The sequence below is a fragment of the Micromonospora endophytica genome, from assembly GCF_003236305.1.
Lineage (GTDB): Bacteria > Actinomycetota > Actinomycetes > Mycobacteriales > Micromonosporaceae > Micromonospora > Micromonospora endophytica.
In genome coordinates this window covers 1-26,706 of the sequence record NZ_POTX01000002.1, presented here as the reverse complement: position 1 = coordinate 26,706, position 26,706 = coordinate 1, and the positions used below count along the sequence as shown (strand labels likewise).

28 protein-coding genes are annotated in these 26,706 nt (G+C 70.3%); 17 read left to right on the top strand and 11 right to left on the bottom strand.

All coding sequences use genetic code 11. The annotated features are described in order from the left end of the window. Positions 1–91: 91 nt before the first annotated feature. Both C1I93_RS00630 and C1I93_RS00625 read right to left on the bottom strand, forming a co-directional pair. Positions 92–1,771 carry a sodium:solute symporter family protein gene (locus C1I93_RS00630; protein ID WP_111241206.1) on the bottom strand — a complete coding sequence of 560 codons (1,680 nt, stop codon included), beginning with the start codon at positions 1,769–1,771 and terminating at the stop codon, positions 92–94. Continuing rightward, positions 1,768–2,121 carry a DUF4212 domain-containing protein gene (locus tag C1I93_RS00625; protein WP_111241205.1) on the bottom strand — a complete coding sequence of 118 codons (354 nt, stop codon included), beginning with the start codon at positions 2,119–2,121 and terminating at the stop codon, positions 1,768–1,770. Before C1I93_RS00625 ends, C1I93_RS00630 begins: the two co-directional genes overlap by 4 nt. A gap of 385 nt (positions 2,122–2,506) precedes the next feature. Here C1I93_RS00625 and C1I93_RS00620 point away from each other — a divergent pair, with 385 nt between their 5' ends. The 9 genes from C1I93_RS00620 to C1I93_RS00580 all read left to right on the top strand — a co-directional run bounded on the left by C1I93_RS00620 (position 2,507) and on the right by C1I93_RS00580 (position 10,299). Then, entirely contained in the window at positions 2,507–2,920 is a 414-nt protein-coding gene (locus tag C1I93_RS00620) for a hypothetical protein (protein WP_111241204.1), read from the top strand. A 169-nt stretch (positions 2,921–3,089) separates the two neighbouring features. Beyond that, the gene (locus C1I93_RS00615) at positions 3,090–3,719 is read left to right on the top strand and encodes an RICIN domain-containing protein (protein ID WP_223256296.1); all 630 of its coding nucleotides are present in this window, start codon (positions 3,090–3,092) and stop codon (positions 3,717–3,719) included. 95 nt (positions 3,720–3,814) lie between these two features. Further along, positions 3,815–4,321 (top strand): sigma-70 family RNA polymerase sigma factor, encoded by a 507-nt coding sequence (locus C1I93_RS00610; protein WP_111241203.1) that lies wholly within the window; start codon positions 3,815–3,817, stop codon positions 4,319–4,321. Continuing rightward, complete coding sequence (locus C1I93_RS00605; RefSeq protein ID WP_111241202.1) at positions 4,318–5,094, top strand: hypothetical protein; 777 nt, start codon at positions 4,318–4,320, stop codon at positions 5,092–5,094. Before C1I93_RS00610 ends, C1I93_RS00605 begins: the two co-directional genes overlap by 4 nt. Positions 5,095–5,314: 220 nt before the next feature. Next, positions 5,315–6,076 (top strand): DeoR/GlpR family DNA-binding transcription regulator, encoded by a 762-nt coding sequence (locus tag C1I93_RS00600; protein WP_111241201.1) that lies wholly within the window; start codon positions 5,315–5,317, stop codon positions 6,074–6,076. 54 nt (positions 6,077–6,130) lie between these two features. Beyond that, positions 6,131–7,492, top strand: a complete 1,362-nt coding sequence (locus C1I93_RS00595) for an ABC transporter substrate-binding protein (RefSeq protein ID WP_111241200.1) — start codon at positions 6,131–6,133, stop codon at positions 7,490–7,492. Between the two features lie 52 nt (positions 7,493–7,544). Continuing rightward, complete coding sequence (locus C1I93_RS00590) at positions 7,545–8,477, top strand: carbohydrate ABC transporter permease (protein WP_111241199.1); 933 nt, start codon at positions 7,545–7,547, stop codon at positions 8,475–8,477. Next, positions 8,474–9,316, top strand: a complete 843-nt coding sequence (locus tag C1I93_RS00585; protein WP_111241198.1) for a carbohydrate ABC transporter permease — start codon at positions 8,474–8,476, stop codon at positions 9,314–9,316. Before C1I93_RS00590 ends, C1I93_RS00585 begins: the two co-directional genes overlap by 4 nt. Further along, complete coding sequence (locus C1I93_RS00580; RefSeq protein ID WP_111241197.1) at positions 9,313–10,299, top strand: zinc-dependent alcohol dehydrogenase family protein; 987 nt, start codon at positions 9,313–9,315, stop codon at positions 10,297–10,299. The genes C1I93_RS00585 and C1I93_RS00580 overlap by 4 nt, the downstream gene beginning before the upstream one ends. Before the next feature lie 114 nt (positions 10,300–10,413). On the opposite strand, the gene C1I93_RS00575 is transcribed toward C1I93_RS00580, so the two are convergent. Both C1I93_RS00575 and C1I93_RS00570 read right to left on the bottom strand, forming a co-directional pair. Then, positions 10,414–10,836 (bottom strand): hypothetical protein, encoded by a 423-nt coding sequence (locus C1I93_RS00575; protein WP_111241196.1) that lies wholly within the window; start codon positions 10,834–10,836, stop codon positions 10,414–10,416. A gap of 181 nt (positions 10,837–11,017) precedes the next feature. Then, entirely contained in the window at positions 11,018–11,965 is a 948-nt protein-coding gene (locus tag C1I93_RS00570; protein WP_111241195.1) for a ketopantoate reductase family protein, read from the bottom strand. An 86-nt stretch (positions 11,966–12,051) separates the two neighbouring features. Between C1I93_RS00570 and C1I93_RS00565 the strand changes: the two genes are divergently transcribed. Together C1I93_RS00565 and C1I93_RS00560 are read left to right on the top strand one after the other, a co-directional pair. Continuing rightward, positions 12,052–12,795, top strand: coding sequence for a TetR/AcrR family transcriptional regulator (locus C1I93_RS00565; RefSeq protein WP_223256297.1), 744 nt, complete (start codon positions 12,052–12,054; stop codon positions 12,793–12,795). Beyond that, a complete protein-coding gene (locus C1I93_RS00560; RefSeq protein ID WP_111241194.1) occupies positions 12,782–15,418 on the top strand; it encodes a DEAD/DEAH box helicase in 2,637 nt (878 codons plus the stop codon). The genes C1I93_RS00565 and C1I93_RS00560 overlap by 14 nt, the downstream gene beginning before the upstream one ends. A 44-nt stretch (positions 15,419–15,462) precedes the next feature. Here C1I93_RS00560 and C1I93_RS00555 read toward each other — a convergent pair whose 3' ends face one another. From C1I93_RS00555 to C1I93_RS00535, 5 genes are all read right to left on the bottom strand, one after another. Then, entirely contained in the window at positions 15,463–15,657 is a 195-nt protein-coding gene (locus C1I93_RS00555; RefSeq protein WP_181444948.1) for a hypothetical protein, read from the bottom strand. After that, a complete protein-coding gene (locus tag C1I93_RS00550) occupies positions 15,654–16,022 on the bottom strand; it encodes a hypothetical protein (RefSeq protein ID WP_111241193.1) in 369 nt (122 codons plus the stop codon). Before C1I93_RS00550 ends, C1I93_RS00555 begins: the two co-directional genes overlap by 4 nt. Before the next feature lie 178 nt (positions 16,023–16,200). Next, positions 16,201–17,193: a phosphotransferase family protein gene (locus C1I93_RS00545; protein WP_111241192.1), complete on the bottom strand. Its 993-nt coding sequence runs from the start codon at positions 17,191–17,193 to the stop codon at positions 16,201–16,203. Further along, positions 17,190–17,648 (bottom strand): GNAT family N-acetyltransferase, encoded by a 459-nt coding sequence (locus C1I93_RS00540; RefSeq protein ID WP_111241191.1) that lies wholly within the window; start codon positions 17,646–17,648, stop codon positions 17,190–17,192. The genes C1I93_RS00545 and C1I93_RS00540 overlap by 4 nt, the downstream gene beginning before the upstream one ends. A 92-nt stretch (positions 17,649–17,740) precedes the next feature. Beyond that, entirely contained in the window at positions 17,741–18,916 is a 1,176-nt protein-coding gene (locus tag C1I93_RS00535; protein WP_111241190.1) for an MFS transporter, read from the bottom strand. Between the two features lie 41 nt (positions 18,917–18,957). Between C1I93_RS00535 and C1I93_RS00530 the strand changes: the two genes are divergently transcribed. Further along, positions 18,958–19,413, top strand: coding sequence for a MerR family transcriptional regulator (locus tag C1I93_RS00530; RefSeq protein WP_111241189.1), 456 nt, complete (start codon positions 18,958–18,960; stop codon positions 19,411–19,413). Positions 19,414–19,521: 108 nt separating this feature from the next. Here C1I93_RS00530 and C1I93_RS00525 read toward each other — a convergent pair whose 3' ends face one another. Both C1I93_RS00525 and C1I93_RS00520 read right to left on the bottom strand, forming a co-directional pair. Continuing rightward, positions 19,522–20,508, bottom strand: a complete 987-nt coding sequence (locus tag C1I93_RS00525; protein WP_111241188.1) for an aldo/keto reductase — start codon at positions 20,506–20,508, stop codon at positions 19,522–19,524. After that, the gene (locus C1I93_RS00520; RefSeq protein ID WP_111241187.1) at positions 20,505–21,284 is read right to left on the bottom strand and encodes an SDR family NAD(P)-dependent oxidoreductase; all 780 of its coding nucleotides are present in this window, start codon (positions 21,282–21,284) and stop codon (positions 20,505–20,507) included. Before C1I93_RS00520 ends, C1I93_RS00525 begins: the two co-directional genes overlap by 4 nt. A 200-nt stretch (positions 21,285–21,484) precedes the next feature. Here C1I93_RS00520 and C1I93_RS00515 point away from each other — a divergent pair, with 200 nt between their 5' ends. The 5 genes from C1I93_RS00515 to C1I93_RS00495 form a co-directional block, all read left to right on the top strand. Further along, positions 21,485–22,120 carry a M23 family metallopeptidase gene (locus C1I93_RS00515; RefSeq protein WP_111241186.1) on the top strand — a complete coding sequence of 212 codons (636 nt, stop codon included), beginning with the start codon at positions 21,485–21,487 and terminating at the stop codon, positions 22,118–22,120. Positions 22,121–22,196: 76 nt separating this feature from the next. Next, a complete protein-coding gene (locus C1I93_RS00510; RefSeq protein ID WP_111241185.1) occupies positions 22,197–23,732 on the top strand; it encodes an ABC transporter substrate-binding protein in 1,536 nt (511 codons plus the stop codon). Positions 23,733–23,750: 18 nt separating this feature from the next. Then, complete coding sequence (locus tag C1I93_RS00505; RefSeq protein WP_111241184.1) at positions 23,751–24,695, top strand: ABC transporter permease; 945 nt, start codon at positions 23,751–23,753, stop codon at positions 24,693–24,695. After that, entirely contained in the window at positions 24,692–25,627 is a 936-nt protein-coding gene (locus C1I93_RS00500; protein ID WP_223256298.1) for an ABC transporter permease, read from the top strand. The genes C1I93_RS00505 and C1I93_RS00500 overlap by 4 nt, the downstream gene beginning before the upstream one ends. Then, a partial coding sequence (locus tag C1I93_RS00495) for an ABC transporter ATP-binding protein (RefSeq protein WP_258378245.1) occupies positions 25,624–26,706 on the top strand: 1,083 nt, incomplete at its 3' end. The genes C1I93_RS00500 and C1I93_RS00495, both read left to right, overlap by 4 nt.

Genomic DNA, 26,706 nt, shown 5'->3' with positions numbered 1-26,706 from the left:
CGCCCATCGGGAACACTGACGGGCGAGCCGGATCGCCGGCCCCAACGTCGATGGTGGGACCGGCGACCGGTGGTGGTGTGGACGGTTCGGCTCAGGCCGGGGTGTTGCCGGCCGTCACGGCGCGCCGCTCGGACGGGTAGCGGATGTTCTCCACCATCTCGGAGATCTCGGCCGGCGGCGGTGCCGTCATCTTCGACACCACGATCGTGACGACGAAGTTGACGATGGCGCCGATGGTGCCGATGCCCTCCGGGCTGATGTCGAGGATGTGCGGGTTGGCCTCGGTGCCGAACACCGGCAGCGTGTAGATCATGTAGCTGGCGGTGAAGAGCATGCCGGTGATCATGCCGGCCGCCGCGCCCGTCGCGTTGCATCTCTTCCAGAAGATGCCGAGCACGATGACCGGGAAGAAGCTCGCCGCAGCCAGTCCGAAGGCGAACGCCACCACCTGGGCCACGAACGCGGGCGGGTTGATGCCGGCGTAGATCGCGATCAGTACCGCCAGGCCCATCGCGATCCGGCCGGCGAGCAGCCGCTGCGCGTCGGTCGAGTCCCGCTTGACCCGGCGGAAGTACAGGTCGTGCGAGAAGGACGACGAGATGACCAGCAGCAGACCGGCCGCGGTGGACATCGCGGCGGCCAGGCCGCCGGCGGCCACCAGACCCACGATCGGCGCCGGCAGGCCGGCGATCTCGGGACTGGCCAGCACCAGGATGTCGTTGTTGACGACCAGGTCGGCGCCGGAGGCCGGGCTGTTGCTCACCGAACTGATGGTCGTCACCCCGTCGCCGACGGTGACCAGACCGGTGGCCGCCCAGTTGTTGACCCAGGCGGGCAGCGCGTCGGCCGAGACGCCGTTGACCCCCTGGAGCAGGTTGAGCTTGGTGAAGGCGCCCACCGCCGGGGCGGTGGTGTAGAGCAGGGCGATGAAGAACAGCGCCCAGAACGCCGAGTAGCGGGCGCCCCGCACGCTCTTCGTGGTGTAGAACCGGACGATCACGTGCGGCAGACCGGCGGTGCCGATCATCAGCGACATGGTGACCAGGAAGACGTCGATCTGCGGTCGGGCCGCGAACGCGTCGGTGAACTGGGCCAGCCCCATCTGGGCGCTTATCGCGTTGAGTTCGTCGAGGATCTGCCCGAACGACACCTGCGGGATCGGGATGCCGGTCATCTGCTGAGCCACCGCCACCGCGGGGATCAGGTAGGCGACGATCAACACCGTGTACTGGGCGACCTGGGTCCAGGTGATGCCCTTCATGCCGCCGAGCACCGCGTACAGGCCGATGATCACCGCGGCGACGATGACGCCGCCGGTGACGTCCAGGCCCAGGAAGCGGCTGAAGACGATGCCGCCTCCACGCATCTGCCCGACCACGTAGGTGAAGGAGATGATGATCGCGGCGACGGCGGCGATGGTGCGGACCATCTCCGAGTACCGGTCACCGACGAACTCGGGCACCGTGAACTTGCCCCACTTGCGCAGGTACGGCGCGATCAGCAGGGCCAGCAGCACATAGCCGCCGGTCCAACCCATCAGGTAGATGGAGCCGTCCGAGCCGAGGAAGGCGATCAGGCCCGCCATCGAGATGAACGACGCCGCGGACATCCAGTCGGCGGCCACGGCGGCGCCGTTGGCGATGGTGGGGATGCCCTGGCCGGCCACGTAGAAGCCGGCGGTCTCCTTCACCCGGCTGCGCCAGGCGATGTAGAGGTAGACGGCGAAGGACGCACCGATGAAGATCAGGGTCCAGAGCTGGATGTCGGTCACTTGGCCGCCCCCTCAGTCTCCGGCTCGTCGACACCGAACTGGCTGTCCAGGCGGTCCATCATCTTGGCGTACACCAGGATCAGGATCACGAAGACGTAGATCGACCCCTGCTGGGCGAACCAGAAGCCGAGCGGGAAGCCGGCGATGACGATGTTGTTCAACGGTTCGACGAGCAGGACGCCGAAGCCGAACGAGACGATGAACCAGATGGCCAGCAGGATCACCATGAGCCGCAGGTTCCGGCTCCAGTACTCCTTGCGCCAGCCGTTGTCCGGCGGCGACGCCGGCGGTGGTGACGACGGTGGCGGTGCGCCCCCACGCGCTTCGTTATCCGGGGTAACTTCGGTCATGTCTGAAGCCTCCTGGTCGGTGCGAAATCGGTAGATCCGGCGAGGGGCTGCGACACGACGACCAGGTGGTCGTGGTGGTGGTGCCGCGGTTCGAGCTGCACATCCGTCGGCGGTCCTGCCCGACGGATGTGCGGTCGATCACACCCTTGGTGTGCAGACAGCGAACGTGAACCGGCCTGGTCGGGCAAGTGTTGATCTGTGGAGCGCGGCTACTGGTCGGTAAGCGGTACCGCAGCGTCCACGAGCGGTCGATCGCGCCTTACGAGCGGCATTCACGTCCGGTTTGGGATGGTCCCGGGAGGGGTCGCGGTCCGCTCACCGATGCCGAATGACCGTTCACCGATTGCCGGCTGGTCGTGGGCCGCCAGCCCCCTAGCATCCGGACATGGCTGACACCGCAACCACCGCCGTCCCGAGCCGCCGACGCATCCTGCACGCCGGCAGTCTCGGCATGATCGTCGGTGGCCTGCTCGCGCTCGTCGGCTCGCTGCTGCCGTGGGTGATCACTCCGTTCGGCACGCTGAACGGCATGGCCGGACCCGGCCTGTGGACACTCAGCGTGGCGTTCCTCGCCATCGCCGGCGCCCTGTTGCCGCACCGCAAGGTGGCCATCGCGCACAGCCTGATCCCCGGGGCGACAGTGGCCCTCATCGTCGGCTGGCAGGCCGCCCGCCTGATCAGCCTGAGCGCCAGCACCGGCAGCTGGGGACAGTTGATGCCCGGCATCGGCATGGTCATGGCCGCCGGTGGCGCGGTCGTCCTGATCCGCACCGGGATACGTCTGCTCTCGCTGCGCTGACTCCACTGCGTACCGCCGCAGCGCTGCCTGTGCGCGCCTTCCCGGAAATCTGGCGGATCGGTGAAACCCGGTGCTGTTCTCCGGCGTCAACCAGGCTGAACACACCGAGGACCGCCAGCCGGCGCGGCTGCGGGCCTCGGCGTCGAGACAGCCGGGAGGAATTGTGTTGGTGCGTAGGTGGCTCGCCGGTGCGGGCCTGGTGGCATTGATCGGCGGCGCAGCGGCGTTTGGCGTGACGCTGGCATCCGCAGACGACGCCCCGGCCGACAGGGCGGGACCGGCGGCCGAACTGGTGCCGGTGGCCAAAGGTGGACCCGCGGCCGAAGTGGCGCCGGCAGCCGCGGTGGATCCGGTGCTCTCCGGCAAGCGTCGGATCACGATCGTCCGGGTGGGTGCGTTCGAATCCGGGCTGTCCCTGTTCGACGGCGGGCGGCTCGCCGAGGTCGACGGCGACGAGGGACGGCAGGTGTTCGTACCGACTCCGATCGGCTCGGGACAGTACCTGATCAAGGCATACCAGAGCGGCGGCACCGGAAAGCCGGTCTGCTGGCAGGTGCACAACCCAGGTGACACGAATCCGCTGTTCGTGCGGGGCGCCACCTGCCGGACGAACGACCCGGCGCAGCGGTTCGAGATCTCCCCGGCCGATGAGGCAGGCCCCCGCGAATACGTGATCAGCAACCGATCGGCGTTCCTGCGGACCACCGCGCGCAACGGCCTGACCATGGAGGAGTTGGGCGACGCCACGCCGTTCGACAGCTTCCGGTTCAACGACAACGGACCGGCACCGCGCCAGTAGTGACCCGATGGCGGCCCGGCTGGCAAGATTTCGGCCGGGCCGCCGGTAGAGTGCCGATTTCCGGAACCAACCAGGTCGGGCGGAGAATTTGACCGATGCGTGACGCTGCGGAGTTCGACGCTTTCTACTCCGCGTCCGTGCAACGGGTGTTGGGACATCTGTACGCCATGATCGGCAACCGGGCCGAGGCGGAGGACGCGGTGGCGGAGGCGTACGCCCGGGCCTGGGACCGCTGGACTGCCGTGCGGCAGTGCGACAGCCCGGAGGCGTGGGTACGTCGGGTGGCGTACCGGGTGGCGGTGAGTGCGTGGCGCAAGGCGGTGAACCGGCTGCGCGCCCATCGCCGGGAGGCGTCCGAGCAGCGGGTGGAGGCCACCTCGGTCGACCACGTCGCAGTCGTGACGGCGCTGCGGCACATCTCGGCCGAGCAGCGTCGGGCCGTGGTGCTGCACCACCTGGTCGGGCTGAGCGTGGCCGAGATCGCGGCCGAGATCGGCACCAGTGAGAACACCGTCAAGACGCGGCTGGCCCGGGGCCGCCGGGCGCTCGCCGCGAAGCTTGCCGAACCGGGGTACGCGAGCGTGGAAGGAGGGCAGCCATGAGTTCTGACCACCAGCTCGACGACGCCCTACGGGCGCTGGCGGGCCACGGCGGGCAGGGGAGAGTCCCGGCCGTGGCCGACATCCGGCGACGCGGCGACACTCGCCGGAGCCGTCGCCGGGCGGCGTCGGTGGCGCTGGCCGCCGTCGCTGTCGTGGCGATCGGCACCGGTGTCGCATTGACCCGCCCCGACGCGACGCCGCACACCAACCCGGTCGGGCCGGCGGGCCCGACCGTCACATCCGCACAGGCGAGCCCGTCACCCGGCGGCAGCTCCAGTCCGCCGGCCAGCCCGTCCGCCAGCCAGCCCACCATTGCGAAGAGCGACGATCCGCTGTTGTCCGGGAAACGTAAGGTCGCCATCGTGCGGGTGGCTGCCTTCGAGGGCGGGCTGTCGCTGCTCGACGACGGCCAACTGGGTGAGGTCGACGGCGACGAGGGACGCCAACTGTTCGTGTTCTCGCCGCAGGGGCCCGGCACATACCAGATCCGCACCGCCGAGCCCGGCACCGACCTGACCGACACCTGCTGGGAGGTGCGTTCTTCGGGCAGCGAGCCGCTGCGGATCGAGGGGGCCCCTTGCGCGCCGGACGAACCGCGACAGCAGTTCACAGTGGCCCCCGACGACGACGGCGATGGTGACGTGTACGTGATCAGCAACAACTCGGCCTATCTGCAGAATTCGCCGACCCGGGGACTGATCCTCGAGGAGACTGGCGACGTGCCCGTGACGGAGACGTTCCGGCTTGTCGACAACGGAGCCGCCCCGGAGTGACCGCCGAGTGCCCGACCGGGCGTCCCGGGTGGAAAACGGGCGAGTCGCAGCGCGAATCGGGCAGTCGATATGTGGGCAACACGTCATTTGCCCGTTGTCGACTGCCCATTCGGCGGTGGGAAGCGGGCAGCAAAACCACCCGATTGACCGAGATGTGACAGCAGTCACCGCCCCGGCGACAGTGTTACAAAAAGACACACGAGCCGACGGGAGGTGCACAGTGGACGCGAACCAGCGCCGACACCACATCCTCACGCTGGCTCGCCGCCAGGGCGACGTCGACGTGCGTACCCTCGCCGCCGACCTCGGGACCGCACCGGAGACCATCCGGCGCGACCTGAGCCTGCTCGCCCAGCAGGGGCTGGTCCGCCGCACCCACGGCGGCGCGTACCCGGTGGAGACCGCCCGCTTCGAGACGACGCTGGAGACCCGGGCCACCCGGATGGTGGTGGAGAAGCGGCGGATCGCCGCCGCCGCCGTCGAACACCTCGGCGACGCCGAGTCGATCTTCATCGACGAGGGTTACACCCCGCAACTGATCGCCGAGGCGTTGCCCACCCACCGGCCCCTGACAATGGTGACCGCCTCCCTGCACACCGCGGCGGCCATGGCCGCGTACCCCAGCGTCACGGTGCTGTTGCTCGGCGGCCGGGTCCGGGGACGCACCCTGGCCACCGTCGACCACTGGGCCACCGGCATGCTGGCCGGCTTCGTCATCGACCTGGCCTACGTCGGCGCCAACGGCATCTCCCGCGAGCACGGACTGACCACACCCGACCCCGCCGTGGCGGCGGTCAAGGCCAAGGTGATGCAGGTGTCGCGGCGGGTGGTCTTCTGCGGCGTGCACACCAAGTTCGGCAGTCACAGCTTCTGCCGCTTCGCCGACGTCGCGGACGTCGACACCATCGTCACCGACGCCGCGCTGCCGGCGTCCGAAGCACACCGGTACTCACTTCTCGGACCGGTGGTGCTGCGGGTCTGACCGCCGCCACCGACCACTTCTCACCTCACCACGACACCACCACGGAGGTTCGCTGTGCCCAGAACACGATCTCCTCGCCGATGGCGCGGGGCGCTCGCCGCCGCGCTGGCGGTCGGGCTGACCGCCACCGCCTGCTCCGGAGCCGGCGGCGGCTCCTCCGGCGACGGCACCGCCATCACCGTCCTGATGGTCGGCAACCCGCAGATGGAGGACCTGGCCCGGATCACCGCCGACAAGTTCACCGCCGACACCGGCATCACCGTGCGGTTCACCATCCTGCCGGAGAACGAACTACGTGACCGGGTCACCCAGGACGTCGCCACCCAGGGCGGCCAGTACGACGTGGCCACCATCGGGGCGTACGAGGCACCGATCTGGGCGCAGAACGACTGGCTGCACGAACTCAGTTCGTACGCCGACGCCGACAGCGCCTACGACAAGGGTGACCTGCTCGGCCCGGCCGTCGCCTCGCTCTCCGGGGCGGACGGCAAGCTCTATGCCGCGCCGTTCTACGGCGAGTCGTCGTTCCTGATGTACAACAAGGAACTCTTCGACGCCGCCGGCCTGACCATGCCGGAGCGGCCCACCTGGCAGCAGGTCGCCCAGTTCGCCGCCGAGTTGGACGACAAGGACGCCGGGGTCGCCGGCATCTGCCTGCGCGGCCTGCCCGGCTGGGGTGAACTCTTCGCCCCGCTGACCACCGTGGTGAACACCTTCGGCGGCACCTGGTTCGAGCAGGACTGGACGCCGAAGGTGAACGCGCCCGAGTTCACCGAGGCCACCAAGTTCTACGTCGACCTGCTGCGCGCCCACGGCCAGCCGGGTGCGCCGCAGTCCGGCTTCACCGAGTGCCTCAACACCTTCGGCCAGGGCAAGGCCGCCATGTGGTACGACGCCACCTCCGCCGCCGGCACCCTGGAGGACCCCAACTCCAGCACCGTCGCCGGCAAGGTCGGCTACGCGTACGCCCCGGTCAGCAAGACCGACTCGTCGGGCTGGCTCTGGGTGTGGGCCCTGGCCATGCCGAAGACCACGAAGAACGCCGACGCCGCGTGGAAGTTCATCTCCTGGGCCACCGGCAAGGAGTACGAGAAGCTTGTCGGCTCCTCGCTCGGCTGGTCCCGGGTGCCGGCCGGCAAACGCCAGTCCACGTACGAGATCCCGGAGTACCGCGAGTCCGCCGCCGCCTTCGCCGACATCACCCTCAAGTCCATCCAGGAAGCCGACCCGGTCAACCCCGGTGTGCAGCCGCGACCCGCGCTCGGTGTGCAGTTCGTCGGCATCCCCGAGTTCGCCGACCTCGGCACCAAGGTCTCCCAGGAGGTGTCGGCCGCCATCGCCGGCCAGTCGACAGTCGAGGAGGCGCTCGCCGACGGCCAACGCCTGGCCGAGGAAGCCGCGAGCAAACACCGGTAGTCGCGTGTCGGGGCCGGCTCGTCCGGCCCCGACCCTGCCCCGAGGTGGACCGATGACCACGACCATCACCACCGGTGCGGACGCGACACCGCGCCGCACCGTACGTCCCACCCGGCCGGACCGGAAGCAACGCTGGGCCCGCCGCGCCCCGCTGCTGCCCGCCCTGCTCTTCGCCATCGTGGTGACCCAACTGCCGTTCCTGTTCACCCTCTACCTGTCCACCCAGAGCTGGAACGCGCTGCGGCCCGGCAGCCGCGAGTTCATCGGGCTGGCCAACTACGCGACGGTGCTCAGTGACGACCGGTTGCGCGCCGCCCTGGTCAACACGGTGGTGCTGACCGCCTCGTCGGTGCTGGTCTCGGTGCTGCTCGGGCTCGGTCTGGCCCTCCTGCTGGACCGCAGGTTCCCGGGCCGGGGCATCGTGCGTACCCTGCTGATCACCCCGTTCCTGGTGATGCCGATGGCGGCGGCGCTGCTCTGGAAACACGCCATCTACAACCCGTCGTACGGGCTGATCAACGGCATCTTCGGCGGCAACACCGACTGGGTGTCGCAGTACCCGATGGTCTCCGTGGTGGCCGCGCTGGTCTGGCAGTGGACCCCGTTCATGATGTTGATCATCCTGGCCGGCTTGCAGGGTCAGTCCCTGGAGACGCTGGAGGCGGCCCGGGTCGACGGCGCCGGACCGTGGCAGACCTTCACCCGGGTCACCCTGCCCTACCTGCGGCCCTACCTGGAACTCGGTGCGCTGCTCGGCTCGATCTACCTGGTGCAGACCTTCGACGCGGTCTTCACCATCACCCAGGGTGGTCCCGGCCGGGCCACCACCAACCTGCCGTACGAGATCTACCTGACCACCTTCCGCAAGTTCGAGTACGGCGAGGCCGCCGCGGCCGGCGTCGTGGTGGTGATCGGCACCATCCTGGTCGCCACCTTCGCGCTGCGGCTGATCTCCAGCCTGTTCCGGATGGAGGACCCCCGATGACCCGTACGTCGAACCCGGCCCGGCGGAGCGCGGGCCTCACCGGGGCGGTCTGGACCGTGCTGGCCTGGCTCGCCGGCCTGCTGTTCTTCCTGCCCGTGCTCTGGATGATGCTGACCGGCTTTAAACGGGAGGTCGACGCCGCCAGCAACCCGCCGTCCTGGTTCTTCACCCCGGTCCTTGACGGCTACCGGCAGGTCTTCGACCGGGACCTCACGCCCTACCTGCTCAACTCGCTGATGGCCAGCCTGGTCTCCACCCTGCTGGTGCTGGTGCTGGCCACCCCGGCGGCGTACGCGCTCTCCATCCGGCCCGTCGCCAAGTGGCGCGACGTGCTGTTCTTCTTCATCAGCACCAAGATGCTGCCGGTCGTCGCCGCCCTGCTGCCGATCTACCTGCTGGTGCAGAACCTCGGCATGCTGGACAACGTCTGGACCCTGATCGTGCTCTACACGGCGATGAACCTGCCGATCGCGGTCTGGATGATGCGCTCCTTCCTGCTGGAGGTGCCGACCGCGCTGATCGAGGCGGCGGCGATGGACGGCGCCAACCTGCTGGTCACCATCCGGCGGATCCTGCTGCCGATCATCGCGCCCGGCCTGGCCGCCACCGCGCTGATCTGTTTCATCTTCAGCTGGAACGAGTTCTTCCTCGCGGTCAACCTGACCGCCACCCGGGCCGGCACCTCGCCGATCTTCCTGGTCGGCTTCATCACCTCCGAAGGGCTCTTCCTGGCCCGGCTCTGCGCGGCAGCGACGATCGTGTCGCTGCCGGTCGTGCTGGCCGGCTGGATCGCCCAGAAACAACTCGTCCGAGGACTCTCCATGGGGGCGGTCAAGTGAAAGCAGCAGTCATCGTCACGCCGGGTCAGATCAGCGTGGAGTCCGTGCCGGATCCCACGCCCGGCCCCCGGGACGTGGTCGTCGACGTGGCCGGGTGCGGCATCTGCGGCACCGACCTGCACATCATGGACGGCGAGTTCGCGCCCGCGTACCCGATCGTGCCGGGCCACGAGTTCGCCGGCACGGTCGTCGAGGTCGGCGCGGACGTCACCGAACTGCGGGTCGGTGACCCGGTCGCGGTCGACCCGTCGCTGCACTGCGGCGAGTGCTACCAGTGCCGGCGCGCCCGAGGAAACCTCTGCGAACGGTGGAACGCCATCGGCGTCACCGTCCCCGGCGGCGCCGCCGAGTACGCCCTCGCCCCGGTCCGAAACTGCGTCGTCCTCCCCGAGGGCGTCGCCCCGGCCGACGCCGCGCTGATCGAACCGCTCTCCTGCGCGGTACGCGGCTTCGACGTGCTGCCCCGGCGACTGGCCGACCACTACCTGATCTACGGTGCCGGCACCATGGGCCTGATGATGCTGGAACTGGCCAAACGCTGCGGCGCGGCCACCGTCAGCGTGGTCGACCCGAACTCCGACCGGCTCGCCACCGCCGTCCGGCTCGGCTGCTCGGCGAGCGCCGCCAACGCCGACGAGTTGGACCGCCCGCGCGGCTGGGACGTGGTCATCGACTGCACCGGCGTCGAAGCCGCCATCTCCGACGGCCTGCGCCGGGTCGCCCCCGCCGGCACCTTCCTCCAGTTCGGTGTCTCCGAATACGCCACCCGGGTCCCCATCGAGCCGTATCGCGTCTACAACCAGGAGGTCACCATCACCGGCTCGATGGCGGTCCTGCACAGCTTCGAACGCGCCGCCGAACTCTTCGCCGCCGGCGTCCTCGACCCGGAGGTGTTCATCAGCCACCGCTTCCCGCTGGCGTCGTACGCCGACGCCATGTCCCAATTCCGCGCCGGCATAGGCCGCAAACTCCTCATCACCTAGCCCGAACTCTCGTCGATCATGGAGTTTTGGTCGCCGTAATGAGGTGGAAAGCCACCTTTGTCCCGACGGAAACTCCATGATCGACGAGCAGGGCAGCGAACCCTGAAACCCGGGCTACCCGCCGGGGCAGCGGTTATCGCCGCCGCTGTACTCCTGGCAGCGCGTCGGTGCTGGTGAAGGAGGCGGGGACGGGACGACGTCCCGAAGCACGGCGACGGCGAACGGCGCTACGAGTATGCCGAGACCGAGCGCGATGATCAGGTAGACGACGGCGGTCCGGCGTAACAGGCCGCTGACGGCCACGACGGCGATCGCCATCGGGCCGGCCACCACCTCGGTGGCCAGGGCCAGCATCACCAGGTTTCCCTTACGCGTCAGAGCGGCAGCGGCGCCGTCGCTGTTGCTGGTTTGGTGTGCCCAGCCCTCGATGCCGACGGCGAACAGCCCCCCGATCAGCAGCAGCGCGCCGCCGAGCCATGCCACCGTCAGCAGCGCGACGATGGCTGGCGCCCATGGTGCCGCAGGTCGGCGATCCATGCCCGCACGGTATCCACCACCGGTAAGAGGGCGGATAGGGTGACCGATTCGGTCGGGGTGCCACGTCACTGCGGCCAGGCCGGCGGTGTCCCGGACGCAGTCGAGTTCTCGCGGCAGCATGGTCGCGATCAGCTCGGTGAACGGTATCGCGCAAGGTGATCATTGCGGCCGCCGCGGGGTGTCAGGCCGTTCTTGCGCCGGTGAAGTGGGGCGCGGCTGCCTCCAGCCGGGGTGCCGGCACGCCGAGCCTGCGTGCTTCCGCCAGGGTGTCGCGGCAGACCGCGCGCGGCTCCTCGGGGTTGGCGTGGGCCTCCGCCACCGTACGCATCGGCGGAAAGTGATTGAACAGCCAGGACAGTGCCGGTGCAGTCAGCCAGGCGAGTGCGTTGAGGGGCAGCAGTTCGGTCCGGTGCCGCCGCAGATCGACGCCGCGCGCCTCGACCAGCGGCAGTAGCTCGCGGGTGGCGAGGATCATCTCGCGCATGTCGCCGGTCGACGGCTTGGCCAGGGTGCCCCTCCGCAGGGTCTGCGTGTGCAGACCGGCGTTCTGGACGAAATGGATCGCCAGCCAGCCACGGAAGTCGGAGTTTTCCTGGATTCTGAACCCGGCTTCGCGGAACACCTGGCGTACGGCCCGTTCGCGCTCGTTCGCCGGCTGGTCGAGGGTGCCGAAGAAGACCATGGGCAGCAGAGCCGCCCGCAGCACACCGTCGTCGCCGAAGCCGCCGCCGGCCCCGGGAAAGCCCCAGGCCAGCTGATCGGTGGGGAGGTCTGCTGTCGCGGTCAGCGGGTCGACCCAGAGGTTGTTGAAGACGAGCACCGTGGCTCCACCCACGCGCGGCCCCAGGTAGGCCGCCGCCTCGGCGAAGCTGTAGTGCTGCACGCTGAGCACGATCAGGTCGAAGTCATGGTCCGGCTCCAGCGTCTCGCGGTAGCGCACCGGCCACTTCTCGGCGATCCGCTTTCCCCACGGCCGCCGCCGGGCGTCGAGCAGGTCAAGGTCGATAGCTTCCCCGTACGCCGCCGCTCGCCCCGGCCGGACGTAGAACTCGACCTGGTGCCCAGCCCGTTCCAGGGCCCACCCGTATGCGGTGCTGATCACGCCTCGGCCGAACATCAAGATCTTCACGCGGCTCCTTGCACGCTACAATCGGAGACTGTCTCCACTTCGGAAAGATATGGAGACAGTCTCCACTTGTCAACAAAGGAGGCCGTGTGACCGACGCCAAGCCGTTGCGTGCCGAGGCCAAGCCGTTGCGTGCCGAGGCCAAGCCGTTGCGCGCCGACGCCCGCCGCAACCGCGACGCCCTGATCGCCAAGGCCCGCGAACTCTTCGCCGGCGGCTGCTTCAACCTGCGCTTCGACGACTTCGCCAAGCTGGCCGGTGTGGGCACCGGCACGCTCTACCGCCACTTTCCCACCCGGGAGGCCCTGGCCGAGGCGGTCTACCGGGACGAAATCACCGCGATGTGCGACCGCGCCCGCGAGCTGCGGGCCACCCTCCCCGCCGACGAGGCGCTGGAGTCATTCCTGCGCGGGCTGGTCGACTACCTACACGCCAACGAGGGCATCGCCCGCACCTTCGCCTCGCTCATGGCCACCCGCTCGGGCGCACTGGCCGACGGCGTGCAAGCCATCGGCCAGGCCGTCACCGACCTCCTGGCCGCCGCCGTCGAGACCGGACGCATCCGCGGCGACGTCGGCGCCGGCGCGGTCCTGATGGCACTCCAGGGCATCTGCGCGACCTATGGCCACCCGACCCACCGAACCGACGCGGACGGCGTCATCACCCTCGTCCTCGCCGGCCTCCGCCGGCCGGCACCCACCCACATGATCGTTGACGTCGGAGCGACTCGACACGCCGAGAAACCAGCAGCCAGAACGTCAACGATCACCACCCACCGCACCGCTCTCAGACAGCCGGTCATCGACGCTGAGGGTGGGCATGGACAGGACTGAACGCGACGAGATGCGGCGCCTCGCTGCGGACTTCCGGCAGTGGAGTCGCCTCGCTGAGGGCGTACGAGTCTGGCATCAGACGGTGCAGGACGCGGCTGGCAGCGACGAACGGGCCATGCGTACGCGCAGCGTCGTGGTCGCTCGGTCCGGCCGGGCCGCGTGGCGGGTGCTGGCCCTCGGGGCGAGTGATCGGGACGTCGTGCGGCGACTGTGGGAGCGGGCCCTGCTGCCCGTGCCGACCGCCGACGACCGTGCGCTGCTGCGCCTGCTCACCGGCGAGGTGCCCCGCGCCGTCGCCGACGTGGCCCCCCTGCTCGGCGTGCGTCGGTTCTTCGCCGGGGCGGCCCGGAAACAGTCGGCGGTCACCGCGTCCGACTTCCTACGTGGTCACCACGGGGAGCTGATCGCGGCCGGGGTGCCTGAGCGCCTGACGCAGCTCGGCGCCCCCACCAACCCCCTGGGGCCGCCCAAAGTCGAGGACCTGCTCGACCCGATGCTCCGATTCGACCTGCTCGCCGAACGGACCAGCCCCGCGCCCGAGCTGATGGACCGATCGGTCTTCGAGGGGCTGCCGGAGGCGTTGGCCGCAATCGACAAGGTGGTGGCCGGCGAAGCCTCCTACCGCTCGGCGGCACGCGACGCGGGTGAACAGGTCAGACGGGCCGAGGTGCACCGCATCCTGCGGGACATGCCGGTGGACGTGTTGAAGACCGCCACCCGCGACCGACTCCGGCTCGGGCCCCTCGCCGAGGCACGGATCGGCACGGTGCAGGAGGTGCTGCACGCGGGCGCGTCCCTGCAAGCGCTGCCGGGGGTGGGGGAGACCTCCGCCCGCCGCATGATCGGCGCGGCCCGAACCCTCTGGCAGAACACGTACGACGAGATGCCGATCCGCATCGACATCGACCACCGCCACCCGGAGGCCACCCACCTGCTGCGCTGCCTCGCCGAGTGGGACGCGTACCGGCAGACCCGTGGTGCCGCCGCCGATCTCGAACGTGCCGCCGAGCTTGCCCCGCTGGGCGCAACCATCAGCCGCAGGACGAGTCACCTGCTGGTGATCCCGACCCGAGGGCTGGCCGCCGCCGGGCTGGGCGAGAGCATCCGGATGGTCATCCGGCGCGCCGAACTGCTCGGCATGTCGTCCGGATCCGGTCGCCGCAGCGTGCCGGCGGACCCGTGGGACGACTTCCTGGCCCGCCCCGCCGACTACTTCGCCATGCTCGCCGAGCTGGGGTTCGTCACCGACGACGCGGACGCGGTGCACGGCGATCTCCCCGAGGAGATCATCCAAGCCGTACGCGACCAGGCGCTCGACGGCGCCCACCTGACCGCGTCGCTGCGCGGCTATCAGAGCTTCGCGGCCCGCTTCGCCCTCGTCCAACGCAAGGTGATCATCGGCGACGAGATGGGCCTCGGCAAGACCGTCGAGGCGATCGCCGTCCTGGCGCACCTGCGCAGTCGGGGCAGCACGCATTTCCTGGTGGTGTGCCCGGCCGCCGTGGTGACCAACTGGGTCCGCGAGATCACCGCCAAGTCGAGGTTGCGCCCGCACCGGGTGCACGGCCCGGAACGCGACCGCGCCGCCCGCGCCTGGCTGCGTGACGGGGGAGTGGCTGTCACCACGTACGAAACGCTGGCCTGGTGGGAGTCGACGCTGCGGGACCACCACGATCTGGCGTGCGTCGTGGTCGACGAGGCCCACTACATCAAGAACCCGCAGGCCCAGCGGACGGCCAGGACGAAGGAGATCGTCGCGCGCGCCGACCGGGCGATCCTGCTGACCGGTACGCCGCTGGAGAACCGGGTCGAGGAGTTCGGCAACCTTGCCTCCTACGTACGCCCCGATCTCACCGTCGACGTCACCGACCTGTCGCCCCAGCGGTTCCGTCGGCAGATCGCACCGGCGTACCTGCGCCGCAACCAGGAGGACGTGCTCACCGAGCTTCCCGAACTCATCGAGGTCGAGGAGTGGCTGCCGATGTCGGCGGCGGACACCACCGGCTATCGGGAGGCGGTCGTACGCGGCAACTTCATGGAGATGCGCCAGGCGGCCATGCTTCAGGGCGCCCGGTCCACGAAGGTCCAGCGCCTGATCGAGATCGTTCGCGAGGCGGCCGACAACGGCCGCCGCGTCATCGTCTTCTCCCACTTCAGGCAGGTGCTCGACCTGGTTGCCCAAGCCCTGCCCGAGCCCGTGTTCGGGCCGCTGACCGGGTCGGTGCCGGCGAACCACCGCCAACAGATGGTGGATCAGTTCTCCGCCGCCGAACACGGTGCCGTGTTGGTGGCCCAGATCGTCGCCGGTGGCGTCGGACTCAACATCCAGTCGGCGTCCGTCGTGGTCATCTGCGAACCGCAGCTCAAGCCGACGACCGAGGCCCAGGCCATCGCCCGCGCCCACCGGATGGGCCAGGTGCAGTCGGTGCAGGTGCACCGGCTGCTCTCCGAGGACGGCGTCGACAAACGCATCACCGAACTGCTGGCCGGCAAGCGGCGCATCTTCGACGACTTCGCCCGGGTCAGCGACACGGCCGACTCAAGCCCGGAGGCCGTGGACCTGTCGGAGGCCGAACTCGTCCGTGAGGTGCTGGCCGCCGAGCGCCAACGCCTGTCCACGTGACCGACCATTGTCGCCTCATCGTGGTCAGCGGATCCGCCGGAGCTTCAACGGCCCGGACGCCAACGGATCAGCCTGATGGTGGCAAGCACCTCACGGGCGGCGCTCGCCACCGCACAGTCAGGGGCACGGCAGAGCGGGCAGCAGCCCTCCGGGTCGGGATGATGCTCACGCAACGTCCGCCCTGCGGTCAGGGTGAGCCGGTTGAGGATCTGCGCCAGGGTGAGAAACGGCGCGGTCATGTCCGGCTCACCTCGACGATGGCGGCGAGCGCGACCAGCGCTCTGGGTGCCTCCGGATGGTCCGCGGCGTGAGCGAGCACGTCCCGGGCGGCCGGCCGATGGCGTACCTCGGCGGGTGCGATGAGGTCGGCGTCGAGCAACCTCCGCGCGGCGTTGGCCGGGTCGTCGAGCTGGAGGTAGGCGCGGGCGGCCAGTTCCGTCTCGCCGAGCTTCACCAGCAGGGACGCCGTCACCCGGTACGCCTCCACAAGCGGCACCCGTCCCGCTCGCGGATCGTGCGCGTGGCCGCGCTGCGCGTCGGCCAGCAGGCCGGGCAGCAGCTCGATCAGGGCCGGATAGCGCGCATGCTGAAAGCTGATGGCCAAGAGAAGTGACCGTGACACGGCCGCCTCGCGCAGGGCGATGGTGCTGCGTTCCCAACTGCTTCATCTGGTAAACGTCGCCGCCAAGGCCCTCGTCAAGGGAATCTTGGACGATTTCGGCCCCTATAGGGGCACTTTTGCAACAAGATCGGCTTGGGGAGAGTGGCGTCGTCCGCCGAGGTCATGAGCCGGGAGTCGCAAGGACGGCGAGTGCCTTCGTGATGTTCCACTCGGCCAGGTCCCGCATCCATTGGCGGTCGGGGAAGTCGGTGTCCGCGATCCGCAGCGGGCCTTCGATCAGGGCGAGCACCTGCGCGTATCGGTAGAGTTCCAGCCGGTGCGGGTCGAGGTCCACGGGGTGCAGCAGTGGGTACGCGTCGCCGAAGCGCATCTGGAGCCAGGCGTGCTCCCATTCGACGTCGAAGTACGTCAGGCCCTCGATATCGATCATGACGGGTTCGCCGTCGGGTGTGACGAGGACGTGATCCGGCCCGAGTTCGCCGTGCACCAGCCCGTACGTCTGGCGTTCGGCTACCGCGTCACGGAGTTGGCGTACGTGTCCGGCGATCCGATCGTGCGCGTCGGCCAGTCGGGGGTCGCGGATGGCGGCAGCGTCCAGGTGGCGGAGCGCCCGGTCCACGATGACGTCCTCGGTGCGTCGACTCTGGGTAGCCGCGCCGCTGGCGATGGCGGCGAGCTTGCCGTAGCTCGGGCCGATCGTGGTGTGCATCCGGCGCAGGGCCGCACCGAGCGCGGACAGCGGTCCGGTCGCGGCGGCCGGATCCCGTTCCCGCAGCGCTTCGAGCGTCACCGCGCCGACGTCCTCCAGCAGGGCGACGTCGGCATCGAGGTGGCGGCGGTCCCGGTCGAGCAGCAGCAGCTGGGGGAGCCGCACCTCGACGGCGGCCAGGGCCGCGTGGTTGGTGGCGAAGAGTTCCGCGCCGGACGCGTCGGTGAACGGGTCGTCGGGGACGGTCGGCGACGGCGGCCAGTAGTTCTCCTCGGCCGACCACACGTAGAGGATCACCGTGGTCTGGTCGTCCAGCCGCAGTCGGTAGACGCCCTTCTTGCTGCCGCCGGCCAGCCGGTCCAGGGCGAGGACCCGGCGGTCACCGCCGAACTGCTCCGCGACCAGGTGACGCACGTCGTCCGGCGTCAGGAACGTCCGCGTCATGACAGGTCGAGCACGCCGACCGTCTGGCCGCCGCTCTGCTCGCCGGTCGGTCGGAAACCAAGCTTGAGATAGAAGGGTTCCGGTCCGCCGGCCCGGGGCTCCCAGGTGACGTACGCCCGGGTGCCGCCCCGGGCCCGGATCTCCTGGCAGACGGCGTCGACGGCGAAGCTGCCGTAGCCGCGTCCCTGGGCGTCGGCGGCGATGTTCAGCCGCCACAGACCGGAGCGTCGGTCGTCGGGATCACGGTCCGGATCCCACGGGATGTCCAGGAAGGCCATCAGGAAACCGACCAGGACGTCACCGTCATAGATCAGTCGCGGCCAGGCGTGCTCCGGATAGACGTACGCCTCCGCGAGCGATTTGACCACCGGCTCGACCAGATCCTCCTGGTCGGGACGGACGGAGAGCGCGAGCGCCGCCTCGTAGTTCTCCGGGGTGATCCGCTCCAGCCGCATCTGGCGGACGATAGCGGTCTGCGGCGTGCCCGGCGACCGGGTTCTCGCCACCCGCGCGAGGAGTCCGGTCGCCGGGTCGGCTGCCACCCGCCTCACTGCCTGAGCAGCGCTGCTGACGTACGCCCGGTTGTTGGTGCTGACGCCCGCGCGATGCCGGCGGCGACGGCTGTCGCGGCCAGGACCGAGACGGCGGCGACCGGGCCGATCCAGGCCGGGCCGAGACCCACGGTGAGCACCGCGCCGCCGAGCGCCGCGCCGAGCGCGCCGGCGGCACCGGCGACGGAGATGTTCACCGCCGCGACCAGGCCGGTGGTGGCCGCGTCGACCTGGCCCATCAGCCAGGTCTGGACCAGGGGTACGACCACGAACGTCGCCGCGCCGAGCAGTGCCAGACCGACGAGGGCCAGCGGTGCCACCGGCAGCAGGAGCGGCTGCGCGAGCAGGATCAGGGCGAGGGCGCCGACGGCGAGCGGCAGGCGGCGGGTGATGCTGTCGGGGCGTACCCGGCCGGCGAGCAGGTTGCCGGCGATGGTGCCGAGACCGTAGCCGACCAGGCCGATGCTGACCCAGCCGGGACTGAGTCCGGTGACGTCGCGCAGCATCGGTGCGACGTAGGTGAAGGCGGCCACGAAGCCGGTGAGCGCCAGCAGGGTGACGCCGAGCCCGGCAAGGATCGCGGGCCGGGTCAGCGCGCCCACGCTGTCCCGGACGCCGGCCGGTGGCGGTGCGGCGATGCGGGGGCAGAAGACGATCACGCCGAGCAGCCCGACGGCGGCCATGCCGGCCACCACCACGAAGGTGACCGGCCAGCCGTACGCCTCGCCGATCAGGCTGCCGACCGGCAGACCGAGCACGGTGGCCAGGGCGAAACCGCCGAACACCCGGGCCACCGCCACGGTCTGCCGCTCGGGTGGCACGGCGGCCATGGCGACCTGGGACGCCACCGCCATGAACAGCGCCTGCGCCAGCGCCGAACCCAGCCGGGCCGTCAACAGCATCGGGTACGACGTGGCCATCGCGCTGGCCACCGCCGACACGGTGGCCAGCGCCATGGTGGCGGCCAGTAGTTCCCGGCGCGGCAGCCGGCGGGTCAGCACGGCGGCGACCGGGCCGCCCACCGTCACCACGATCATGTACGCGGTGACCAGTTGCCCGGCGGCCGGCACCGACACGCCCAGGTCGGCCGCGACCTGGGGGAGGAGACCGACCAGCACGAACTCGGCGGTGGCCACGGCAAAGGAGCACACGAAGAGCACGTAGAGGATCACAGGCGGACGCTAAAGCCTGACATCGACGTTAGAGTCAAGCGATGCGGATCGGAGAGTTGAGCGCGCGGACCGGCGCTTCGGTGCGGATGCTGCGCTACTACGAGGAGCAGGGCCTGCTGACGCCGGTACGCACCGACTCGGGATATCGGATCTACCAGGAGGCAGACGTCGACCGGGTGGCCCGCATCCGGTGCATGCTGTCAGCCGCGCTGCCCTCCGGTGTGGTCGGGCAGGCACTCAAGTTCCTGCTGGACGGCCGGGCGGCGATCCCCGACGAACCGGCCGACCGGGCCCGGATCGCCGACACCCTTCAGGGCGAGCTGGACCTGCTCACCGCGAAAATCGAGTCGCTGCGACACAGCGCGGATCTGCTCGCCACCATCGTCGCCGACGTACGCGGTGACGTGGTGGGACCAGGGCACCCCGGCGACCCGGGCGGCGCGGTGGTGCGCCGCGCGGTCCGCAAGGCGGGCCCGGCACTCGGCCCGACCCGCTGAGCACCCGCCGCCGCTCCACACCCGCCCCGCCGTTCCACACCCGCCGCCGCTTCGTACGCGCCGTCGCGGGGCAGGTGTTAGGAGGGGGCCCCTTATATGCACGAGGCGTTAATAGGGGGCCCCTCCTTGCAGTAAGCCGGCGCTGACGAGGTCGGACCAGAAGGTCGCTGGTGGGGGTGGGGCGGCGAGCAGGGCGGCGTTGCGGCGTACCTGATCCGGGTGGTCGGCGCCGACCACCACGGCGGCGACCGCGGGATGCGCGGCGGCGTAGGCGAGCGCGGCGGCGGGCAGCGTGGTGCCGTGCCGGTCGCAGACCGCGACGATCGCCTGTACGCGGTCCCACACCGGCGGCGGCACCTGCGCGTAGTCGTAGTGCAGGCCGGTGTGCGGCCGCGCCTCGGCGAGCAGTCCGCTGTTGAAGACGCCCACGTTGAGCACTGACACGCCACGACGCTGGCACTCGGGCAGCAGCGTCGCCAGGGCCGGCTGTGCCAGCAGCGTGTGCCGACCGGCGAGCATGACCGCGTCGATGTCGGTCTCGGTGACGAAGCGGTGCAGCACCGGCCAGTCTTTCGAGCCGACCCCGATCGCGCCGATCGTGCCCTGGGCCCGCAGTTCGTGCAGGGCCGGGTACGCCTGCGTCAGCGCCGCCGACTGATGGCCCTCCGGGTCGTGGACGAGCACGAGGTCGATCCGGTCCAGGCCGAGCCGGGTCAGGCTCGCCTCCAGGCTGCGGCGTACCCCGTCGGCGCTGAAGTCCCACACCCGGCGGTGGTCGGCGGGCACCTGGAAGCCCTCCGGGTCGCGGCGACCGGCCCCGGCCGGGTCCGGCACCAGCAGCCGCCCCACCTTGGTGCTGATGGTGTACGCGTCCCGTGGCCGGTTGCGCAGCGCGGCGCCGAGCCGACGCTCCGAGAGCCCGAGACCGTAGTGCGGCGCGGTGTCGAAGTACCGGATGCCGCAGTCCCAGGCGGCTGCCACTGTGGCGTCGGCCTCGGCGTCGTCGATGACCTGGTAGAGGTTGCCGAGCTGGGCGCAGCCGAGCCCGAGCCGGCTCACCGCCACCGTCGACCGTCCCAGGCGTACGCAGGTCATGTCGCGCCCGCTGGCGGTTGCGGCAGCCGCAGGCCGTGCATCCCGCCGTCGACGGCGAGCACGGTGCCGGTGGTCGATCCGGCCAGTGGGCTGGCCAGGTACGCGACGGCGGCGGCCACCTCCCGCGGGGTGACCAGGCGGCCGGTGGGTTGGCGGGCCCGGAGGGCGGCCAGCGCCGCCGCCGGATCGCCGGTGGCGTCGAGCAGGCGGCGCACCCACGGGGTGTCGGCGGTGCCCGGGTTGACGCAGTTGACCCGGATGCCGGCGGCGACGTGGTCGGCGGCCATCGCCAGGGTGAGCGCCTGGACCGCGCCCTTGCTGGCGCTGTAGAGCGCCCGTTGGGGCAGCCCGAGCCAGGCGGCGATGGAGCCGATGTTGACGATCGCGGCGTGCGCCGAGGCGCGCAGGTGCGGCAGCGCGGCCCGGGTCACCCGGACGATGCCCACCACGTTGACGTCGAGCACCCGGTGCCACTCGGTGTCGGAGTCGGCCTCGATGGTGCCCACCGCGCCGATGGCGGCGTTGTTGACGAGCACGTCGATGCCGCCGAGCGCCTGGTGTGCGGCGGCGATCGCGGCGCGTACCGAATCGTCGTCGGTCACGTCGGCGGCCAGGCCGAGCATCGGTTCCGGTACGGCCTGCGGGTTCAGGTCGAGGCACGCCACCCGGGCACCTCGCTCCGCGAGCAGGGTGGCCGTGGCCAGGCCGATGCCGGACGCGCCGCCGGTGACCACCGCCGCCAGCCCGGCGAACTCGGGCGCGTAGCCGCCGGTCATGTCGGTGCCAGCCGGGGATGTCCCGACGTGTCCGCTCGTCGCAGCTTCACCCGTCGCCCCCAGACACCGAACGGCAATGAACCGGAAAGACATCCGATGTCTATCAGGTGATCGTGACGCTTCACAAGGTCATCGATCGATCGCCCGCCGCCCGGGGGCCGGGCGGTCGAGGACTTGTCGGCATCTGCCATGCTCTGGCCGTGACGACCGGCCACCCCCGATCCCACCGCCGCAGCCGCACGCGTTCCCTGCGCCTGCTGCTCGGTGTCGGTGTGGCGGGGGTGCTCGCCGCCGCTGCCGTGTTCGTGGTGCCGCAGCTCCTGCCGCCGGGGCCGCGACCGTTGTTCCAGATGCCCGTCGGCTGTGGGGAGACGTGGCAGATCGGCACCTATCCCGGTCACGGCGAGTACGACGTGGACTTCTTCCCCCTCGACGGTGACCCGTGGGGGCAGCCGGTGCTCGCCTCGGCCGCGGGCACGGTAACCGTGTCCGGGATCAACGGCTCGCTCGGTGGTCGTACTCCGGAGAATCCGGACGGTCCCCGGGGTCGCGGTGGCGGTTACTGGGTCAAGATCGATCACGGCGGCAAGTGGGAGACCCAGTATCTGCACCTGCTCGAACCGCCGCTGGTGGCGGAGGGGCAGCGGGTCGCCCAGGGCGAGCAGATCGGTCGGATCGGCAGCACCGGCAACTCTGGCGCGCCGCATCTGCACTACGAGCAGCGCCAGGGCTGGCAGAAGGTGCAGACCTGGTTCGACGGTCAGCCCTCCGGCATCACCCACGACGACGCCGAGTACACCCTGCGACTGACCAGCAACAACTGCCCTGCCGGATAGTCGCCGTCCTGCCGATCGCCGGGTTTGCGACTAGCGTGGGTTCGGCACGAGGCAGCAAGAATCCAGGGGGAGGACCATGTCCAGCACCAGATTCCGGTTGGCCGGGGCCACACTCGCGTTGACGCTGGCCGTGGTGGCCGGGTGCAGCACGGGCGAGGGCGTCGACGTTGACGGGGCGGACGGGGCGGCCGCCGGCGGGGTCCTCAACGCCGCGATCGGCGGCGAACCCGACCAACTCGACCCGCACAAGACCTCCGCCTACTACAGCTTCCAGGTGCTGGAGAACGTCTACGACACGCTTGTCGAGCCGGACGCCAACCTGGAGATGAAGCCGGCGCTGGCCACCGAGTGGAGCACCAGCGACGACCAGCTCACCTGGACGTTCACACTCCGGCAGGGGCTCAAGTTCTCCGACGGTTCGCCGTTGACCGCCGAGGACGTGGTCTACTCCTACACCCGGATCATCGACGAGAAGCTGAACAACGCGTACCGGTTCGCCACCGTGAAGTCGGTGACCGCGCCCGATCCGACCACTGTGGTCGTCACCCTCTCCGCGCCGACGCCGAATCTGCTGGCCAACCTCGGCGGGTTCAAGGGCGTGGCGATCGTGCAGAAGGCCAACGTGGAGTCCGGCGAGATCACCACCAAGCCGATCGGCAGTGGCCCCTTCGCCCTGGGCAGTTACACCTCCGGCGACAACATCAGCCTGGTCCGCAACGACAACTACTGGGGTGAGCAGCCCAAACTCGACGGGGTACGGTTCACCTTCGTCAGCGACCCCACGGTGGCCCTGCAGAATCTTCGCGGTGGCGAGGTGCAGTGGACCGACAATCTGCCGCCGCAGCAGGTCCCCGCGCTGCGGGACGGCGACGATCCGACCGTGCAGTCGGTGCCGTCGAGCGACTACTGGTACCTCGCGCTCAACCAGGCCCGCAAGCCGTACGACGACGTGAACGTGCGCCGGGCTGTCGCGTTCGCGCTGGACCGCGAGGCGATCACCAAGGCCGCCAAGTTCGGGCTGGCCACCGTCAACCAGACCGCGATCCCGCAGAACAGCGCCTTCTACTACGAGTACGCCCCGTACCGGCACGACCCGAACCAGGCCCGGCAACTGCTCGATCAGGCCGGCGTCAGCGGCCTGACCATGGACCTGATGGTCACCAGCGAGTACCCGGAGACCGTCACCGCCGCGCAGGTGATCGCCTCGCAACTGGAGGCCATCGGCGTCACCGTCAAGATCCGTACGCTGGACTTCGCGCAGTGGCTCGACGAGCAGAGCAGCGGCAAGTTCGACGCGTTCATGCTCGGCTGGCTGGGCAACATCGACCCCGACGAGTTCTACTACGCCCAGCACCACAGCGGCGGCACGTTCAACTTCCACAAGTACGCCAACCCCGCCGTGGACCGGCTGCTCGACCAGGCCCGCACCGAGACCGACCAGGGCGCGCGCAAGCAGCAGTACGAGCAGGTGGCCAAGCAGATCGTGGACGACGCCAGCTACATCTACCTCTACAACCCGGACGTCGCCCAGGGCTGGTCGCGGCAGGTCAGCGGCTACGAGGTACGCACCGACCGGGCGATCCGGTTCCGCGACGTGGCACTCGCCCGGTGAGTCGGCAGGGGACCTCAGATGGCCCGCTTCGTGCTCCGTCGGCTGTTGCAGTCGGGTGTCGTCCTGCTCGGCGTGACCCTCGTGGTGTTCCTGCTGCTGCAACTGGTGCCGGGTGATCCGGTCCGGGTGGCCCTCGGCACCCGGTTCGACCCGCAGACGTACGAGGCGCTGCGGGCCCGCGCCGGGCTGGACCAGCCGCTGGTCGTGCAGTATTTCGACTACCTGCGGCGGGCGCTGACCGGCGACCTCGGGGTCAGCTTCCGCAGCGGACGGCCGGTCACCGAGATCGTGCTGGAACGGCTGCCCGCGACGCTGTCGCTGGCGGTCACCGCGGTGCTGTTCGCGATGCTCGTCGCCTTTCCGCTGGGCATCCTGTCGGCCATCCGCAGCGGCTCGCTGATCGACCACGCGGCGCGGGTGTTCAGCCAGTTCGGCGTCTCGGTGCCCGACTTCTGGATGGGCATCATGGGCATCCTGCTCTTCGCCGGGGTGCTCGGCTGGCTGCCGCCGTCGGGCTATGTGGCGCTCACCGAGGATCCGGGCAAATGGGCCTCGCACGTGGCGCTGCCGGCGGCGACGGTCGGGCTGGTCACCGCGTCGATCCTGACCCGGTTCATCCGGTCCTCGATGCTGGAGGTGCTCTCCGAGGACTACGTCCGCACCGCCGAGGCGAAGGGGCTGCGGACCCGGGTGGTGGTGCTGCGGCACGTGCTGCGCAACGCGCTGATCCCGGTGGTGACGGTGGTGGCGGTGCAGTTGGCCAGCCTGCTCGGCGGCGTGATCGTGATCGAGGTGCTGTTCGCCTGGCCCGGCATCGGCCGGCTGACCTACGACGCGGTCCAGGCCCGTGACTATCCCGTGCTCCAGGGTGCCGTGCTGCTGGTGGCGGCGCTGTTCCTGCTGGTCAACCTGCTGGTGGACATCCTCTACGCCCGCCTCGACCCGAGGATCACCGTCAAATGAGTGAGGAAACGGAAGCCACCCGCAGCGGCGAGGAAACCGGCGGTGGCGGTGCGGGCCGCCGGAGCGACGGCCAACTGCGTCGGGCCCTGTCGGCGCTGCGCCACGACCCGCTGGCCCTGACCGGCACCGCAGTGCTCGCGCTGCTGGTCGTGGTGGGGGTGGCCGGTCCCTGGCTGGCGCCTTCGGGCATCAACGAGGTGAACATCGACCGGATGCTGGAGGCGCCCAGCTGGTCGCATCCCTTCGGCACCGACGAGTTGGGCCGGGACGTGCTCAGCCGGGTGATGGTCGCCGCCCGCGTATCGCTCCAGGTCGGCCTGGTCAGCGTCGGCATCGCCCTGGTGGTGGGGGTGACCTTCGGGTTGTTCGCCGGCTACTACCGGGGCTGGCTGGACAACGTGCTGATGCGCTGCATGGATGTGCTGTTCGCGTTCCCGGTGCTGCTGCTGGCGGTGGCCATCGTGGCGGTGCTGGGGCCGGGACTGCTCACCGCGATGATCGCGATCGGGGTGGTCTACACCCCGATCTTCGCCCGGGTCACCCGGGCCGGTGTGCTGTCGGTCCGGGAGCAGGTGTTCGTCCGGGCGGCCGTCTCGATCGGCGCCTCCGACCTGCGGATCATCGTCCGGCACGTGTTGCCGAACATCGCCGCGCCGCTGATCGTGCAGACCTCGCTGTCGCTTGCCTTCGCGATCCTCTCCGAGGCGGCACTCTCCTTCCTCGGGCTGGGTGTGCAGCCGCCGGAGCCGGCCTGGGGCCGGATGCTCTACGACGGCCGGGGCTTCGTCACCGAGGCGTGGTGGCTGGGGGTGTTCCCCGGTGCCGCCATCTTCCTCACCGTTCTGGCGTTCAACCTGGTCGGCGACGCGTTGCGGGACGTGCTCGACCCGCGCCAGCTCACCGTCAGCGAATCCCGCAGGAGTTCCGGATGAGTGACGACGTCGTACTGGCCGTCGAGGATCTCACCGTCACCATCGGCACCCGCAGCGGCCAGGCTCGGGCGGTGGCCGGGGTGGACTGGTCGGTCCGGGCGGGGGAGACCCTGGCCCTGGTCGGCGAGTCGGGCAGCGGCAAGAGCATGAGCGTGCTCGCCGCCACCGGCCTGGCACCGCGTACGGCCCGGGTGACCGGAAAAGTCCGGCTGCTCGGCACCGACCTCACCGACTTGTCGGCGCAACGCCGTCGGCGGATGCGCGGCCGGCACGTGGGGTTCGTCTTCCAGGATCCGATGACCTCGCTCAATCCGGTGCTGCCGGTGGGCCGGCAGGTCACCGAGGCCGGTGAGGAACACCTCGGCCTGACCCGCCGCGCCGCCCGGACCCGCGCCATCGAGCTGCTCGAACTGGTCGGCATTCCATCGGCCGCGCAGCGGGTGGACGCGTACCCGCACCAGTTCTCCGGCGGCATGCGCCAGCGTGTGGTGATCGCCATGGCGTTGGCCTGCGAACCCGACCTGCTGATCGCCGACGAGCCGACGACCGCCCTCGACGTCACCACCCAGGCCCAGATCGTCGAGTTGGTCGCCGACCTGCAACAGCGGCTGGGCACCGCGGTCGTCTGGATCACCCACGATCTCGGGGTGGTCGCCGGCATCGCGGACACGGTGGCGGTGATGTACGGCGGCCGCATCGTCGAACAGGGCCCCGTCGACGCCGTCTTCGGCGCACCGTCGCACCCGTACACGGTGGCCCTGCTGGCGGCCCGGCCCGACCCGGCTGCCGGCGGCGGTGACCTGGTCACCATCGCGGGTTCGCCGCCCAGCCCGCTGGAGCTGCCCGCCGGCTGCGCCTTCTGGCCGCGTTGCCCGGTACGTGGGGACGCCCGCTGCGAGCATGAACTGCCGCCGCTGGTGCCGGTTTCCGCGCAGCACCACGTCCGTACCTTCTACCCGCAGCAGCAGACCGACCCGCAGGGTCCGGCACCGAGCGGGCCGAGCGATGCGGCGGGGCCGAGCGATGCGGCGGGGCCGAGCGATGCGGCGGGGCCGAGCGATGCGGCGGGGTCGAGCGGG

Bases quoted from the DNA above. Each gene is read 5' to 3' on its own strand.
- C1I93_RS00610 (WP_111241203.1), top strand. From the start codon at position 3,815: ATGCGTGACGCTGCGGAGTTCGACGCTTTCTACTCCGCGTCCGTGCAA.
- C1I93_RS00555 (WP_181444948.1), bottom strand. From the start codon at position 15,657: ATGACCGCGCCGTTTCTCACCCTGGCGCAGATCCTCAACCGGCTCACC.
- C1I93_RS00590 (WP_111241199.1), top strand. From the start codon at position 7,545: ATGACCACGACCATCACCACCGGTGCGGACGCGACACCGCGCCGCACC.
- C1I93_RS00530 (WP_111241189.1), top strand. From the start codon at position 18,958: ATGCGGATCGGAGAGTTGAGCGCGCGGACCGGCGCTTCGGTGCGGATG.
- C1I93_RS00520 (WP_111241187.1), bottom strand. From the start codon at position 21,284: ATGACCGGCGGCTACGCGCCCGAGTTCGCCGGGCTGGCGGCGGTGGTC.
- C1I93_RS00545 (WP_111241192.1), bottom strand. From the start codon at position 17,193: ATGACGCGGACGTTCCTGACGCCGGACGACGTGCGTCACCTGGTCGCG.
- C1I93_RS00625 (WP_111241205.1), bottom strand. From the start codon at position 2,121: ATGACCGAAGTTACCCCGGATAACGAAGCGCGTGGGGGCGCACCGCCA.
- C1I93_RS00525 (WP_111241188.1), bottom strand. From the start codon at position 20,508: ATGACCTGCGTACGCCTGGGACGGTCGACGGTGGCGGTGAGCCGGCTC.
- C1I93_RS00500 (WP_223256298.1), top strand. From the start codon at position 24,692: ATGAGTGAGGAAACGGAAGCCACCCGCAGCGGCGAGGAAACCGGCGGT.
- C1I93_RS00620 (WP_111241204.1), top strand. From the start codon at position 2,507: ATGGCTGACACCGCAACCACCGCCGTCCCGAGCCGCCGACGCATCCTG.
- C1I93_RS00560 (WP_111241194.1), top strand. From the start codon at position 12,782: ATGGACAGGACTGAACGCGACGAGATGCGGCGCCTCGCTGCGGACTTC.
- C1I93_RS00510 (WP_111241185.1), top strand. From the start codon at position 22,197: ATGTCCAGCACCAGATTCCGGTTGGCCGGGGCCACACTCGCGTTGACG.
- C1I93_RS00585 (WP_111241198.1), top strand. From the start codon at position 8,474: ATGACCCGTACGTCGAACCCGGCCCGGCGGAGCGCGGGCCTCACCGGG.
- C1I93_RS00540 (WP_111241191.1), bottom strand. From the start codon at position 17,648: ATGCGGCTGGAGCGGATCACCCCGGAGAACTACGAGGCGGCGCTCGCG.
- C1I93_RS00605 (WP_111241202.1), top strand. From the start codon at position 4,318: ATGAGTTCTGACCACCAGCTCGACGACGCCCTACGGGCGCTGGCGGGC.
- C1I93_RS00505 (WP_111241184.1), top strand. From the start codon at position 23,751: ATGGCCCGCTTCGTGCTCCGTCGGCTGTTGCAGTCGGGTGTCGTCCTG.
- C1I93_RS00575 (WP_111241196.1), bottom strand. From the start codon at position 10,836: ATGGATCGCCGACCTGCGGCACCATGGGCGCCAGCCATCGTCGCGCTG.